The sequence below is a fragment of the Streptomyces sp. NPDC087906 genome, assembly GCF_055584925.1.
Map to the genome: position 1 here is coordinate 208,989 of NZ_JBVJLC010000008.1, position 15,788 is coordinate 224,776.

The window sequence follows — 15,788 nt, forward strand, 5'->3', positions numbered from 1 at the left end:
CGGCCGGACCACCGGAGAGCGAGCGGTGGCCCGGCCGCGGTGCGCCGTCCGGCCCCTCCGGGCGCGCCCCCGAGCGCCTCCCGGGTGATGATTCGAAGATCGCGGGGTAAGTGAGCGCGGGGGATTGAGGCACCCGGGAACACGTGAGGGAAGAGGCGGTCCGTGGCTCGACGGTTGTACGCACTGGGTCGGTGGGCGGCCCGCCATCGCGGCCGCGTCGTGAGCGCCTGGCTGCTGCTCCTCGTGGTCGTCGCCGGGCTCGGGACCACCCTGAACGGCAAGCTGACCACCGAGTTCTCCGTACCGGGCATCGAGTCCCAGCAGGCGCAGGACCTGCTGAAGGAGAAGTTCCCCGAAGCGGCAGGCGGCACGGCCCGCGTCGTGTTCGTGGCCCACGGGGGCACCAAGCTCAGCGCGCCCGCCGAGAAGCAGGCCGTGGCGGCGAGCCTCAAGAAGGCCGCCACCGTGCCCGGCGTGGTCACGGTCTCCGACCCGGCCAAGACCGGCACGTACTCCAAGGACAGGACCATCGGCTACGCCGACGTGCTGTTCCGCCAAGCCGCCTCCGATGTGCCCGACTCGGCGAAGGACGCACTCTCCCGGGCGATGGCACCGGCCCGTGACGCCGGGCTGCAGGTCGAGTTCGGCGGCTCGGCCGAGACGGCGAAGACCGAGGTCGGCGGGCCCGCCGAGATCATCGGCGTGGTCATCGCCTTCTTCGTCCTCGCCATCGCGCTCAGCTCCCTGCTGGCGGCCGGGCTGCCCCTGGTCACGGCGCTCATCGGGGTCGGCATCGGGGTGACGGCCGTGATGTTCGTCTCCCGCTTCGTCCAGATGACCAACACGGCGACCGTGCTCGCCCTGATGGTCGGCCTCGCCGTGGGCATCGACTACGCCCTGTTCATCGTCTCCCGCCACCGCGAACAGCTCGTGGACCCCGACACCGATGTCCACGACTCGATCGGCCGGGCCGTCGCCACCGCGGGCAGCGCCGTGACCTTCGCCGGCGTCACCGTTGTCGTCGCCCTCGCCGCACTGTCGGCGACCGGGATCCCGTTCCTCACGATCATGGGTCTCGCGGCGGCGGGCACCGTGCTGATCGCGGTGTTCGTCGCCCTCACCCTCGTCCCCGCCGTCCTCGCCTTCGGCGGCGAGCGACTGCGGCCCAAGCCCGGCGGCGGCCGGTTCCGGCGCCGCCGCGACACCCCCGAACTGCCCGGCGCCTGGGGCCTCGCCTGGGCCCGTACGGTGATGCGCGCCCCGGTCCTCGTCCTGGTCGTCGGGGTCGTCGGACTGCTCGTCGTCGCGGTGCCCGCGCTGAGTCTGCGGCTCGGCCTGCCCAGCAACGAGACCCAACCGACCGACACCACCCAGCACCGCAGCTACGAACTGCTCTCCAAGGGCTTCGGCCCCGGCTTCAACGCCACCCTCATCGTCGTCGTGGACGGCACCGGCATCGCCCCCGCCGACCGGACCCCCGTGGTCCGGCAGGTACGCGCCAAGATCGCCGCCGATCCCGAGGTGGTCGCCGTCGCCCCGCCCAACGCGTCCAAGGACGGCGACGTCACGGTCATCGGCGTCGTGCCCAAGGCAGGCCCCGACGCGCCCGCGACGACCGACCTGGTCAACCGGCTGCGCGACGACGTAGGACCGCCCGTCTCGCGGGCCCACGGCCAGGTGTACGTGGCAGGCGCGACCGCCGCCGCCATCGACGTGTCGGCGAAGCTCTCCTCGGCGCTGCCGCTGTTCATCGGCATCATCGTCGTCCTGGCGCTGATCCTGCTGACCATCGCCTTCCGGTCGCTGCTCGTGCCGATCAAGGCCGTCCTCGGCTTCCTGCTGTCGATCGCGGCGGGGCTCGGCGCGGTCGTCTGGGTGTTCCAGTACGGCCACCTGGACAGCACGTTCCAGGTGGCGGCGGCAGCCCCGGTCACCAGCTTCCTGCCGGTGCTGCTGATCGGCGTGCTGTTCGGGCTCGCCATGGACTACGAGGTGTTCCTGGTCAGCCGGATGCGCGAGCACTACCAGCACCACGGCGACGCCAAGGAGGCCATCGCCCAGGGCCTGGCGCGCAGCGGACGAGTGGTGAGCGCCGCGGCGCTGATCATGGCGGCCGTCTTCGGCGGCTTCATCTTCAACGGCGACCCCATCATCAAGTCCATCGGCTTCGCACTGACCTTCGGTGTGCTGATCGACGCCTTCGTCGTCCGGATGACCCTCGTCCCCGCCGTGATGGCCCTGCTCGGACGGCGCGCCTGGAGCCTGCCGCACGCCCTCGACCGCATCGTCCCGAACGTCGACATGGAGGGCGCCTCCCTGCCGCCGCATCCGCCCCGGGACGCGCGCGGAAGTCACTAAAACCCGGACGCGGCGCCGCCGTCCGACCTACTCTCGAATGGTGGCGGGCGAGTCCGGCCGGGTGCTCGTTGTCGATGACAACCGAGTCATCAGGCAACTGATCAGGGTCAATCTCGAACTGGAGGGCTTCGAGGTCGTGACCGCGGCCGACGGTGCCGAATGCCTGGACGTGGTCCACCACGTCCAGCCCGACGTGATCACCCTCGACGTGGTGATGCCGCGCCTGGACGGCCTCAGCACGGCGGCCCGCCTACGCGCCGACCCCCGCACCAGCCAGGTACCGATCGCCGTCATCAGCGCGTGCACGCAGTACGAGGTCGACGCGGGCGTGGCGGCGGGCGTGGACGCGTTCCTCGGCAAACCCTTCGAACCGGCGGACCTGATCAGAATCGTCCGCCGCCTGGCGCGGGGCGACGACCCGTGGTCAACGGTGGACTGCCACGGAGCGGGCCGGGTGTAGCCGTCCGGCGGGGTTCACGTGTCTTGGTTGCGGTGTCGCCGTCCGGCGCGGTGTCGCCGTCCGGCGGGGTTCACGTGTCTGGGTTGCGGTTGTCGCCGGGGGCCGTTCCGGGATGGTGTCCTGCGCTGCACGATTTACGGCGCGTGCTCGTCCCACACGCGGTGCAACCGGATATGCGCCGCAAATCACGCTTTACGCTCCGGACACCACCCCTGCACGACCCCCTTCAGCCCCGCCCCACGGATCGGCTACGCCACGACCACCGGCCGCAAGGGGCCGGGCGTCCACGACAGGGACGCGGCCCCGGGCCCGCACGGACCCCGCAAGTCGCGCCCACGCGGACGTCGGACTGGCCCCACCGGGGGGAGGGGGCCGGGGTCGCAGGAGGGGGGTGTCCGGACGTAAAGCGTAGGAGTTCTAGCGATCGAGCAGTCCGGACACCCCCCTCCGGAGGCCCCGGAACCCGGCACCAGCCGGACGCACCGCAACCCAGACACCTGAACCCCGCCGGACGGCGAACCCGCTCAGGTGACCGCATAGCGAAACGCAGCGCGAGACCCCCCGGGGTCTCCCATACGCTTGTGCCGTGACCCCCGCCCAGCTCGCCCGCACCGTGCGGCACGCCGTGTGCCGTGCCGTCGCGGACGGCGCGCTGCTGGTCGACGTGCCCGAGCGGGTACGGGTCGAGCGGCCACGGCCCGGCGGCAGCGGCGACTGGGCCACCAACGCCGCCCTCACGCTGGCGGGACCCGCCGGACGCGCGCCGCGCGAGGTCGCCGAGATCCTGCGCAGCCGGATCGAGACCCCCGGGATCACCCGCGTCGAGATCACCGGGCCCGGCTTCCTGAACTTCACCCTGAGCGCAGACGGCGGCGCCGACCTCGTCCGTACGGTCCTCGCCGCAGGGACCCGCTACGGCCACGGCGACACCCACGCCGGTACGACGAAGACCTTCGCGCCCGGCGAAGGCGTCCGCGCCAGGGTCTGGACCGGCGCCGTCGTCGGCCTGCTCCGCGCCCAGGGCGCCACCGCAGACGTCCGGCCCGGCGGCGAGGCCCTGGCCGTCGTGCCCGTACCGGCAGGGGACGACGTCGTCGCCCGGCTCGGCCCCGACGCGGCCCGCTGGGGGCTGCTGCGGGCCGCCGCCCACGACCGCCCGCTCACCGGCCAAGGGCTGCTCGTCCAGCGCGAGACCAACCCGCTGTTCCTGGTGCGGTACGCCCACGCCCGCACCCGCGCGCTCAGCCGCGCCGCCGCAGAACTGGGCGTCCCGGAAGGCGGCCCGCAGGAGCAGGAGGAAGCAGGCGCCGACCTGCTCGCCGCCGTCGGCGACCACCCCGCCGTCCTGGAGAGCGCCGCCCGACGACACGCGCCCGACCGGCTCGCCCGTCATCTCGAACTGACCGCCGACGCCGTCCTGCGGTTCCAGGAAACCGGCCGCCCGCTGCCCGTCGGCGACGAGAAACCCTCGGCCGCCCACCGCTCCCGCGTCGCGCTCGCCGAAGCCGCCGGGGCCGTGCTCGCAGGCGGCCTGTCCCTGCTCGGCATCACCGCACCCGAACACCTCTGAAAGAGCGAAGAGATGAGCCGTTCCGCGCACCCCGCAGGCCCCCGCCACGGAGACGTGATCCCCGACGGGCACTACTCCGCACCGGCGGCAGACCTCAACGTCCTCGACGAGAAGGTCTGGTCCCGCACCGTCGCCCGCGACGAGAACGGTGTCGCCACCGTCGCCGGCATCGAAGTGACCCGGCTCGCCGAGGAGTTCGGCACCCCCGCCTACTTCCTCGACGAGGCCGACTTCCGGGCCCGCTGCCGCGCCTGGTCCGACGCCTTCGGCCCCGACGCCGACGTGTTCTACGCGGGCAAGGCGTTCCTGTCCCGCGCCGTCGTCCGCTGGCTCACCGAGGAGGGCCTCAACCTCGACGTCTGCTCGGGCGGCGAGCTGGCCACCGCGCTGGCCGGCGGCATGCCCGCCGAGCGCATCGCCTTCCACGGCAACAACAAGACGACCGAGGAGATCGAGCGGGCCGTCGAGGCCGGCGTGGGCCGAATCGTCCTCGACTCGTTCCAGGAGATCGTCCGCGTCGCGCACATCGCGCAGAGCCAGGGCAAGCGCCAGCGCGTCCAGATCCGGGTCACCGTCGGCGTCGAGGCGCACACCCACGAATTCATCGCGACGGCGCACGAGGACCAGAAGTTCGGCATCCAGCTCGCCGACGGGCAGGCCGCCGAGGCCGTCCGGCGCGCGCTCAAGCTCGACGGCCTCGAACTCATCGGCATCCACTCGCACATCGGCTCGCAGATCTTCGACATGGCGGGCTTCGAGGTCTCCGCGCGCCGCGTCGTCGAACTGCTCGCCCAGATCCGCGACGAACACGGCGTCGAACTGCCCGAGATCGACCTCGGCGGCGGCCTCGGCATCGCGTACACCTCCGACGACGACCCGAGCGAGCCGCACCACATCGCCAAGGCGCTGCTCTCCATCGTCACCCGCGAGTGCGAGTCGGCGCGGCTGAGCACGCCGCGTATCTCCGTCGAGCCCGGCCGGGCGATCGTCGGACCGACGGCCTTCACGCTGTACGAGGTCGGCACGATCAAGCCGCTCGAAGGGCTGCGCACCTACGTCAGCGTGGACGGCGGCATGTCCGACAACATCCGCACCGCGCTGTACGACGCCGAGTACAGCGTCGCGCTCGTCTCCCGCAGGTCCGACGCAGAGCCGATGCTCTCCCGCGTCGTCGGCAAGCACTGCGAGAGCGGCGACATCGTCGTACGGGACGCCTTCCTCCCCGCCGACCTGGCCCCCGGCGACCTGATCGCCGTCCCCGCGACGGGTGCGTACTGCCGCTCCATGGCGAGCAACTACAACCACGCGCTGCGCCCGCCGGTGGTCGCCGTCAAGGACGGCGGGGCGCGGGTCATCGTGCGGCGGGAGACCGAGGAGGACCTGCTCCGGCTGGACGTCGGATAATGCCGAAGGTAGCGAGATGGTCTCGGGATCTGGACGGACGGCGGAAACTTCCGTCCAGTGAGTGAGACTGGACCGGATTCGTGCTGTATGGGCACTGGGCTTGAAACGAAAGGCGTAGGTCGGATGATGCGTTCGCGTCCGCTGAAGGTGGCGCTGCTGGGCTGTGGTGTGGTCGGCTCAGAGGTGGCGCGCATCATGACGACGCACGCCGAGGACCTGGCCGCCCGGATCGGCGCCCCCCTGGAACTGGCCGGGGTCGCCGTACGGCGGCCGGGCAAGGCCCGCGCGGGCATCGACCCGTCGCTGATCACGACGGACGCGACGGCCCTGGTCAAACGCGGCGACGTCGACGTGGTCGTGGAGGTCATCGGCGGTATCGAGCCCGCCCGTACGCTCATCACCACCGCCTTCGAGCACGGCGCGTCGGTCGTCTCGGCCAACAAGGCGCTGCTCGCCGAGGACGGCGCGACGCTGTACGACGCGGCGGCCAAACACGGCAAGGACCTCTACTTCGAGGCCGCCGTGGCCGGCGCCATCCCGCTGATCAGGCCGCTGCGCGAATCCCTCGCGGGCGACACCGTCAACCGGGTGCTCGGCATCGTCAACGGCACCACCAACTTCATCCTCGACCGGATGGACAGCGCCGGGTCCGGCTACTCCGAAGCGCTGGACGAGGCCACCGCGCTCGGTTACGCCGAGGCCGATCCGACCGCCGACGTCGAGGGCTTCGACGCGGCGGCCAAGGCCGCGATCCTCGCCGGTATCGCCTTCCACACCCGGGTACGCCTCGACGACGTGCACCGCGAGGGCATCACCGAAGTCACCTCCGCCGATCTGGCCTCGGCCCGGCGGATGGGCTGCACCGTCAAACTCCTCGCCATCTGCGAGCGCGCCGCCGACGGCAAGTCCGTCACCGCGCGCGTCCACCCGGCGATGATCCCGCTCAGCCACCCGCTCGCCTCCGTGCGCGAGGCGTACAACGCGGTCTTCGTGGAGGCCGAGGCGGCGGGGCAGCTCATGTTCTACGGGCCGGGCGCCGGCGGTTCGCCGACCGCGTCCGCCGTCCTCGGCGATCTCGTCGCCGTGTGCCGGAACAAGCTGAACGAGGCGACAGGACCAGGGGAGTCGGCGTACACCCGGCTGCCCGTCAGCCCCATGGGCGACGTCGTCACGCGCTACCACATCAGTCTCGACGTGGCCGACAAACCGGGTGTGCTCGCCCAGGTCGCGACGGTATTCGCCGAGCACGGCGTGTCCATCGACACCGTCCGCCAGAAGGGAAAGGACGGCGAGGCCTCCCTCGTCGTCGTCACCCACCGCGCGCAAGACGCCGCCCTGTCGGCGACCGTCGAAGCGCTGCGCAAGCTCGACACCGTGCGCGGTGTCGCCAGCATCATGCGTGTTGAAGGGGAGTAAGGGACCCATGACGAGCAATGGCACCCACCAGTGGCGCGGCATCATCGAGGAGTACCGGGACCGCCTCCCGGTCACTGCGGAGACGGACATCGTCACGCTCCGCGAGGGCGGTACGCCGCTCGTCCCCGCACAACTCCTCTCCGAGCTGACGGGCTGCGAGGTGCACCTCAAGGTCGAGGGCGCCAACCCGACCGGCTCGTTCAAGGACCGCGGTATGACGATGGCCATCACCGAGGCCAAGGCCGCCGGCGCCAAGGCCGTCATCTGCGCCTCCACCGGCAACACGTCGGCCTCGGCGTCCGCCTACGCGGTACGGGCCGGCATGGTCTGCGCCGTGCTGGTCCCGCAGGGCAAGATCGCGCTGGGCAAGATGGGCCAGGCGCTGGTGCACGGCGCGCAGATCCTCCAGGTCGACGGCAATTTCGACGACTGCCTGACGCTGGCCCGCTCGCTGTCCGACAACTACCCGGTGGCGCTGGTCAATTCGGTCAACCCGGCCAGGATCGAGGGCCAGAAGACCGGCGCCTTCGAGATCGTGGACGCGCTCGGCGACGCCCCCGACATCCATGTGCTGCCCGTCGGCAACGCCGGCAACATCACGGCGTACTGGAAGGGTTACACCGAGTACGCCGCCGACGGGCCCGCCACCGGCACGCCGCGGATGTGGGGCTTCCAGGCGTCCGGCTCGGCGCCCATCGTGCGCGGCGAGGTCGTCAAGGACCCGCACACCGTCGCCACCGCGATCCGGATCGGCAACCCCGCCTCGTGGAAGTACGCGCTGGCCGCGCGCGACGAGTCCGGCGGCTTCATCGACGAGGTCACGGACCGTCAAATCCTGCGCGCCTACCGGCTGTTGGCCGCCCGGGAGGGCGTGTTCGTGGAGCCGGCGTCGGCCGCTTCCGTCGCCGGTCTGCTCAAGGCGGCCGAAGAGGGCAAGGTCGACCGCGGCCAGCGCATCGTCTGCACCGTGACGGGCAACGGCCTCAAGGACCCCGACTGGGCCGTCCAGGGCGCGCCCCGGCCGATCGTGGTCCCCGTCGACGCGGTCGCGGCGGCGGAGCGGCTCGGACTCGCCTGACGGCGATGGCGCACAGGAGGACGGGCGACACGCATCGTGCGCCTCCTGTGCGCCCTATGTCGGATGAGAACCTTCCTTCGATAGGCTGTACCCAACCCGCCCCGCCGCATATGCCGCGGTGTTGCCGCCTTCGTGCGCCCCGGGTCTCGAAAACCGCCGTCACCACGGAATTCGCAGTCACAAGGAGAGTCGTCAGAGCGATGGCCGGTCCAGCGTTCCGCGCCGCCGCCGTACGGGTGCGCGTCCCCGCCACCAGCGCCAACATCGGTCCGGGCTTCGACGCCCTGGGCCTGTCGCTGGGGCTCTACGACGACGTCGTCGTCCGCGTGGCCGACTCCGGGCTGCACATCGACATCGCGGGCGAGGGCGCCGACACGCTGCCCCGCGACGAGGACCATCTGCTGGTACGGGCCCTGCGTACCGCCTTCGACCTGCTCGGCGGGCAGCCGCGCGGCCTTGAGGTCGTCTGCGCCAACCGGATCCCGCACGGCCGGGGTCTCGGCTCGTCATCCGCCGCCATCTGCGCGGGAATTGTCGCCGCGCGCGCCGTGACCACGGGCGGCGACGCGCGCCTCGACGACGTCGCCATGCTGGAGCTGGCCACCGAGATCGAAGGACACCCCGACAATGTCGCCGCGTGCCTGCTCGGCGGCTTCACGCTCGCCTGGACGGACGGCGGAGCGGCGCGGGCGATCAGGATGGAGCCCCTCGCGTCCATCGTTCCGGTGGTCTTCGTCCCCGGCGACCCCGTACTCACCCGGACGGCGCGCGGACTGCTGCCGCGTACCGTCCCCCATGTGGACGCCGCGGCCAACGCGGGCCGTGCGGCCCTGCTCGTCGAGGCGCTGACCAGGCGTCCCGAGCTGCTGCTGCCCGCGACGGAGGACCGGCTCCACCAGGAGTACCGGGCCCCCGCGATGCCGCAGAGCGTCGCCCTGGTCAACCGACTGCGCGCGGACGGCGTCCCCGCGGTCATCTCCGGCGCGGGCCCCACGGTGCTCGCGCTGGCCGAGGACGGTGCGGCCGACAAGGTCGCACGGCTGGCGGGGGAGGGATGGGCCGCCAACCGGCTCTCCTTCGACGGCGCGGGAGCGAGCGTCCTGCCGCTCGGCTCTCAGTGACGGGGGATTGCCGGTGAGTGAGAGGGGGAATGTTTGTTGGAGCCGGTAGTGTTAGCCTTGAGCCAGCAGCGGTTGTCTTTGCGGCGCCGTGTATTGCTGATTTACGTCCCCATTTCGGGACCACCATTCTTCCGGGAGCCTCCCCAACTGCCTGAGCAGCCTGCCTGAGCAGTTTTGAGCACGCCTCGGAACCGGCACGACACCCCCTCGCTTTTCCCAGCGAGTGGGCCGAGCAGGGGGACCTCGGGCCGGACCCATTGCACGTAACGCATGTTTCTCCGCCATACCCGGCGGGACCACCGCCCCGGCATCGGTCCTCGATCCGAAAGATCACAGGCCGCAGCCGGACAGCACAACCGGTCGCCGAGCCAGAAGGCCGACGTCCGCTCCAGGGAAGGACCCTTCGTGAGCGACACCACCGATCTGATGGGCGTGACTGCCGACAACAGTGTCGACAACACCGCGCCCGCCGCAGGTGCTGCCACTGGCACCACCGCACGGCGCCGCCGCTCCGGCACCGGCCTTGAGGGCATGGTCCTGGCCGAGCTGCAGCAGGTCGCGTCCGGCCTCGGCATCAGGGGCACGGCGCGGATGCGCAAGAGCCAGTTGATCGAGGTCATCAAGGAGACGCAGGGCGGTTCGTCGCCCGCGGCCAAGAGCGCCGACGACGCCGATGCCGAGGCCAAGCCGAAGCGCAGGGCCACCTCCAAGGCCCGTACGGGTGAGACTGCCGCAGCCGCCGCCGAGAAGGCGGACAAGGCCGAAAAGGCCACCGCACAGCAGCAGATCGACATCCCCGGCCAGCCGGCGAGCGACGACCAGCCGGTCACCGAGCGCCGCAGGCGCCGAGCCACCTCACCGGCAGGAAACTCCGAGATCAGCGTCGCCGAGCCCAAGAACGAAGCGCAGGCAGCGGCCCCCCAGGCGGAGGACCGGCCGGACGCCAAGGCCGAGGCCGCCGTGGGCGCTTCGGCGCAGAGCGTCGACACCGACGGCAGGCGCGGCGAGCGCCAGGACCGCGGCCAGCAGCGCGGCGACCGGCCTGACCGCGGCGACCGCGGTGACCGGCGCGACCGGCAGCGCGACCGCAGGGGCAAGGGCGGCGACGACCAGCAGGGCGGCCAGCAGGGCCAGGGCGGCCAGAACCAGCAGGGCGGCGGCGGTCAGCGCCAGCAGCGGGACAACCGCGGCGGCCAGAACCAGAACCAGAACAACGGCCCCCAGGACGACTTCGACGACGAGGCGGGCGGCAGGCGCGGCAGGCGCGGCCGCTACCGCGACCGCCGGGGCCGGCGCGGCCGCGAGGAGTTCGGTGGCGGCGGCGAGCCGCAGGTCGCCGACGACGACGTGCTGATCCCCGTCGCGGGCATCCTCGACATCCTCGACAACTACGCGTTCATCAGGACCTCCGGCTACCTGCCGGGCCCGAACGACGTGTACGTCTCGCTCGCCCAGGTCCGCAAGAACGGCCTGCGCAAGGGCGACCATGTCACCGGCGCCGTGCGCCAGCCCAAGGACGGCGAGCGCCGCGAGAAGTTCAACGCGCTGGTCCGCCTCGACACGGCGAACGGCATGGCGGCCGACTCCGGCCGCGGCCGGCCCGAGTTCCAGAAGCTGACGCCGCTCTACCCGCAGGACCGGCTCCGCCTGGAGACCGACCCGGGTGTGCTGACGACCCGGATCATCGACCTGGTCGCGCCCATCGGCAAGGGCCAGCGCGGACTGATCGTGGCCCCGCCGAAGACCGGCAAGACCATGATCCTGCAGGCCATCGCCAACGCGATCACGGTCAACAGCCCCGAGTGCCATCTGATGGTCGTCCTCGTCGACGAGCGGCCCGAAGAGGTCACCGACATGCAGCGGTCCGTCAAGGGCGAGGTCATCTCCTCGACCTTCGACCGCCCCGCCGAGGACCACACCACCGTCGCCGAGCTGGCCATCGAGCGCGCCAAGCGCCTCGTGGAGCTGGGTCACGACGTGGTGGTGCTGCTCGACTCCATCACTCGTCTCGGCCGCGCGTACAACCTCGCGGCGCCCGCCTCCGGACGCATCCTGTCCGGTGGTGTCGACTCGACCGCGCTCTACCCGCCGAAGCGCTTCTTCGGTGCGGCGCGCAACATCGAGGACGGCGGCTCGCTGACGATCCTGGCCACCGCGCTCGTCGAGACCGGCTCGCGCATGGACGAGGTCATCTTCGAGGAGTTCAAGGGCACCGGCAACATGGAGCTGCGGCTCGACCGGAAGCTCTCGGACAAGCGGATCTTCCCGGCGGTGGACGTGGACGCGTCCAGCACTCGCAAGGAAGAGATCCTGATGGGCCACGACGAGCTGGGCGTCGTCTGGAAGCTGCGCCGGGTGCTGCACGCGCTCGACCAGCAGCAGGCGATCGAGCTGCTGCTCGACAAGATGAAGCAGACGAAGTCGAACGCGGAGTTCCTGCTGCAGATCCAGAAGACGACACCGATGCCGGGCAACGGCAACGACTGACGTCCTCTGCCCAGTGGTACCGGGGCCGCCCCCGTCATTTCGATGACGGGGGCGGCCCCTTTCCCGTCCCCGGAAGTTGTGGAACCCCGCCGGGTGCGTCACTGTCTGTACAAGGGGGACATATCGCCTGAATCGTTGAGGAGGAGGTAGCCGGACCGACGAGCGGCCACCGAGGGAGACCATGACCGACGACCGGAACAGCCGAATACGTGGCAGCCGCGCCCGCCGTGAACCGCGCGGCAAGCGCCGTCGCGCGATCCTCGTCGCCGTCTGGTGCGTAGTGGGGCTGGTCGTGATCGCCGCGGGTGGCCTCGGGTTCGTCTACTTCAAGCTGAACGGCAACATCAAGGGCGTCAACATCGACGCGCAGCTCGGCTCGCACCGCCCGCAGAACGTCGACAACGGCTCGCAGGACATCCTCGTCCTCGGCTCGGACTCCCGGTCCGGCGCCAACGCCGAGTACGGCAAGAACGCCGGCGCGCGCTCCGACACGGCGATGGTCATCCACGTCTACAAGGGCCACAAGAAGGCCGCAGTGGTCTCCATACCGCGCGACACCCTGATCGACCGGCCCGCGTGCCCGGACGGCAAGGGCAAGACCGCTCCCGCCGAGCGCGGCGCCATGTTCAACTCGGCGTACGAGGCCGGCGGCCCCGCCTGCGCCGTCAAGACCGTGGAGCAGATGTCCGGCATCCGGATGGACCACTACGTCGAGGTCGACTTCACCGGCTTCAAGAAGCTCATCGACCAGCTCGGCGGCGTCAAGCTCACCACGACGCAGGCCATCAACGACCCCAAGAGCCATCTCAAGCTGGCGGCGGGCACCCACACGCTCCACGGAGAGCAGGCGCTGGGGCTCGTCAGGACCCGCAAGAGCGTCGGCGACGGCAGCGACCTGGGCCGTATCCAGCTCCAGCAGGCGTTCATCAAGGCGCTGATCGGGCAGATCAAGCACATCGGCGTGTTCAGCAACCCCAAGAAGCTCTACGACCTCGCCGACACCGCCACCAGCGCGATCACGCCCGACTCGAAACTCGACTCGATCAACGGACTGATCGGGTTCGCCGGCGGCCTCAAGAACATCTCCACCAAGAACGTGACGATGATCACACTCCCGGTGCGCTACGACCCCGCCGACCCGAACCGGGTGCTGCCGCTGGCCAAGGGCTCCCGGCAGGTCTGGACGGCCCTCGCGCACGACCGGCCGATCCCCGCCTCCGCGACGAAGGACTCCGCGGGCGACCGGGGCGACGCGCACGGGGTCGTCAAGGGCGGCTGAGCGCGGCACCCCGGCCGGGACAGCGCGGCAGCCCGGCGCGAAAAGCGCGGCAGCCCGGCGGGGTACACAGCCGGGCCGCGGAATAGCCGGGCCCTTCCCCCGGTTTTGGGAGATACGCCCAGTGCTGGCAGACTGGTCCGCTGGCCCCGGTTCACGTACGAGCAGTCCGCGCGTGCGACCCGGAGCCCTCCCCGTGATCCGCGGGGACCTTCCCAAGGAGTCACCTTGAAGCGCGATATCCACCCCGCGTACGTCGAGACCCAGGTGAGCTGCACCTGCGGTGCGTCGTTCACCACCCGCAGCACCATCGAGTCCGGCGCCATCCGTGCCGACCTGTGCTCCGAGTGCCACCCGTTCTACACGGGCAAGCAGAAGATCCTCGACACCGGTGGCCGTGTGGCCCGCTTCGAGGCCCGCTTCGGCAAGGCCGCTGCCGCCAAGAAGTAGCGAGCCATCTGCGCCGGTTCTCGGTGCCCCTTCCCCGGGGCGCCGAGACCGGCGCTTTGGCGTCCCGCACCACCTTCGCGGCCCTGCCGCGGCATTCGCAGCACCTTCGCATCAACCCAGGAGCCCCCGATGTTCGAGGCGGTCGAGGAACTGATCGACGAGCACACTCAACTTGAGTCGCAGCTCGCCGACCCGTCGGTCCACGCGGACCAGGCGAACGCCCGCAAGCTCAACAAGCGCTACGCCGAGCTGACCCCGATCGTCGGGACCTACTGCTCCTGGAAGCAGACAGGTGAGGACGTCGAGACGGCCCGCGGCTTCATCGCCGACGACCCCGACTTCGCCGCCGAGGTCAAGGACCTGGAGCGGCAGCGCGAGGAACTCACCGAGAAGCTGCGGCTGCTGCTCGTACCCCGCGACCCCAGCGACGACAAGGACGTCATCCTGGAGGTCAAGGCCGGCGCCGGCGGCGACGAGTCGGCGCTGTTCGCAGGCGACCTGCTGCGGATGTATCTGCGGTACGCGGAGCGCGTCGGCTGGAAGACCGAGATCATCGACGCCACCGAGTCCGAACTGGGCGGCTACAAGGACGTCCAGGTCGCGGTGAAGACCAAGGGCGGCAACGGCGCGACCGAGCCCGGCCAGGGCGTCTGGGCGCGGCTGAAGTACGAGGGCGGCGTGCACCGCGTGCAGCGGGTGCCCGCCACCGAGTCGCAGGGCCGTATCCACACCTCGGCCGCCGGTGTCCTCGTGACACCCGAGGCCGAGGAGATCGACGTCGAGATCAACCAGAACGACCTGCGCATCGACGTCTACCGCTCCTCCGGCCCCGGCGGGCAGTCCGTGAACACCACCGACTCGGCCGTGCGCATCACGCACGTACCGACCGGTGTCGTGGCCTCCTGCCAGAACGAGAAGAGCCAGCTCCAGAACAAGGAGCAGGCCATGCGTATCCTGCGCTCGCGGCTGCTCGCCGCCGCCCAGGAGGAGGCCGAGAAGAACGCGGCCGACGCCCGGCGCAGCCAGGTGCGCACCGTCGACCGCTCGGAGAAGATCCGCACGTACAACTTCCCGGAAAACCGGATCTCGGACCACCGGGTCGGCTTCAAGGCGTACAACTTGGACCAGGTGCTCGACGGTGAACTGGACGCCGTCATCCAGGCATGTGTCGACGCGGACTCCGCAGCGAAGCTCGCCGTCGCCCGCTGACGTCCCGCCCAGTCCCTCACCCACTCTCGCAGTCCGGAGGAACCAGCGTGCAGCCACATCCTGGGGGGCCCAGCGACCCTCAGCGGCTCCGCCGCGGGCCCGTCCCCCGCAGCCTGCTGCTCGCCGAGGTGGCCCGGGCCACCCAGCGGCTGGCGGACGGGGGCGTGCCCTCACCGCGCTTCGACGCGGAGGAGCTCGCCGCTTACGTGCACGGCGTGAAGCGAGGAGAGCTGCACACCGTCAAGGACACCGACTTCGACGCCCGGTACTGGGAGGCCGTCGCGCGCCGTGAGGCCCGCGAGCCGCTCCAGCACATCACCGGGCGGGCGTTCTTCCGCTACCTGGAGCTCCAGGTGGGCCCCGGCGTCTTCGTACCGCGCCCGGAGACCGAGTCGGTCGTCGGCTGGGCCATAGACGCCGTACGGGCGATGGACGTCGTCGAGCCGATCGTCGTCGACCTGTGCGCCGGCTCCGGCGCCATCGCGCTCGCGATGGCGCAGGAGGTCCCGCGCTCGCGCGTGCACGCCGTCGAGCTGTCCGAGGACGCCCTGACCTGGACCAGGAAGAACGCCGACGGGTCCCGGGTCACCGTCCACCAGGGAGACGCCCTCAGCGCCCTTCCCGAGCTGGACGGCCAGGTCGACCTGGTCATCTCCAACCCGCCGTACATCCCGCTCACCGAGTGGGAGTACGTCGCGCCCGAGGCCCGTGACCACGACCCGCAGATGGCGTTGTTCTCCGGCGAGGACGGCCTCGACACCATCCGCGGCATCGAGCGCACCGCGCACCGGCTGCTGCGGCCCGGCGGCCTCGTCGTGGTCGAGCACGCGGACACCCAGGGCGGCCAGGTCCCGTGGATCTTCAGCGAGGAGTCCGGCTGGGCGGACGCGGCCGACCACCCCGATCTGAACAAGCGCCCCCGCTTCGCCACGGCCCGCAAGGCGATGCCGTGAACCGTT

12 protein-coding genes are annotated in these 15,788 nt (G+C 71.1%); all 12 read left to right on the top strand.

The features are described 5' to 3' along the window. Nucleotides 1-162: 162 nt before the first annotated feature. The 12 genes from ACZ63I_RS24095 to prmC all read left to right on the top strand — a co-directional run bounded on the left by ACZ63I_RS24095 (nt 163) and on the right by prmC (nt 15,782). Complete coding sequence (locus tag ACZ63I_RS24095; protein ID WP_469341057.1) at nt 163-2,358, top strand: MMPL family transporter; 2,196 nt, start codon at nt 163-165, stop codon at nt 2,356-2,358. 37 nt (nt 2,359-2,395) lie between these two features. Further along, the gene (locus tag ACZ63I_RS24100) at nt 2,396-2,818 is read left to right on the top strand and encodes a response regulator (protein ID WP_469341058.1); all 423 of its coding nucleotides are present in this window, start codon (nt 2,396-2,398) and stop codon (nt 2,816-2,818) included. A gap of 586 nt (nt 2,819-3,404) precedes the next feature. Beyond that, nucleotides 3,405-4,388: an ArgS-related anticodon-binding protein NrtL gene (nrtL, locus tag ACZ63I_RS24105; protein ID WP_469341059.1), complete on the top strand. Its 984-nt coding sequence runs from the start codon at nt 3,405-3,407 to the stop codon at nt 4,386-4,388. A 12-nt stretch (nt 4,389-4,400) separates the two neighbouring features. Further along, a complete protein-coding gene (gene lysA / locus ACZ63I_RS24110) occupies nt 4,401-5,792 on the top strand; it encodes a diaminopimelate decarboxylase (protein WP_469341060.1) in 1,392 nt (463 codons plus the stop codon). A 123-nt stretch (nt 5,793-5,915) separates the two neighbouring features. Beyond that, on the top strand, nt 5,916-7,208 hold the full coding sequence (locus ACZ63I_RS24115; RefSeq protein WP_469341061.1) for a homoserine dehydrogenase: 1,293 nt from the start codon (nt 5,916-5,918) through the stop codon (nt 7,206-7,208). A gap of 7 nt (nt 7,209-7,215) precedes the next feature. Beyond that, a complete protein-coding gene (gene thrC, locus ACZ63I_RS24120; protein WP_469341062.1) occupies nt 7,216-8,286 on the top strand; it encodes a threonine synthase in 1,071 nt (356 codons plus the stop codon). A gap of 200 nt (nt 8,287-8,486) precedes the next feature. Then, nucleotides 8,487-9,407 (top strand): homoserine kinase, encoded by a 921-nt coding sequence (gene thrB, locus ACZ63I_RS24125; RefSeq protein WP_469341063.1) that lies wholly within the window; start codon nt 8,487-8,489, stop codon nt 9,405-9,407. 405 nt (nt 9,408-9,812) lie between these two features. Continuing rightward, a complete protein-coding gene (gene rho / locus ACZ63I_RS24130) occupies nt 9,813-11,894 on the top strand; it encodes a transcription termination factor Rho (RefSeq protein ID WP_469341064.1) in 2,082 nt (693 codons plus the stop codon). 181 nt (nt 11,895-12,075) lie between these two features. Further along, nucleotides 12,076-13,173, top strand: coding sequence for an LCP family protein (locus ACZ63I_RS24135; RefSeq protein ID WP_469341065.1), 1,098 nt, complete (start codon nt 12,076-12,078; stop codon nt 13,171-13,173). 225 nt (nt 13,174-13,398) lie between these two features. Then, entirely contained in the window at nt 13,399-13,620 is a 222-nt protein-coding gene (gene rpmE, locus ACZ63I_RS24140) for a 50S ribosomal protein L31 (RefSeq protein ID WP_041984350.1), read from the top strand. A gap of 129 nt (nt 13,621-13,749) precedes the next feature. Next, nucleotides 13,750-14,829, top strand: coding sequence for a peptide chain release factor 1 (gene prfA, locus ACZ63I_RS24145; RefSeq protein ID WP_469341066.1), 1,080 nt, complete (start codon nt 13,750-13,752; stop codon nt 14,827-14,829). A gap of 113 nt (nt 14,830-14,942) precedes the next feature. Beyond that, nucleotides 14,943-15,782, top strand: coding sequence for a peptide chain release factor N(5)-glutamine methyltransferase (gene prmC / locus ACZ63I_RS24150; protein ID WP_469341129.1), 840 nt, complete (start codon nt 14,943-14,945; stop codon nt 15,780-15,782). Nucleotides 15,783-15,788 lie beyond the last annotated feature (6 nt).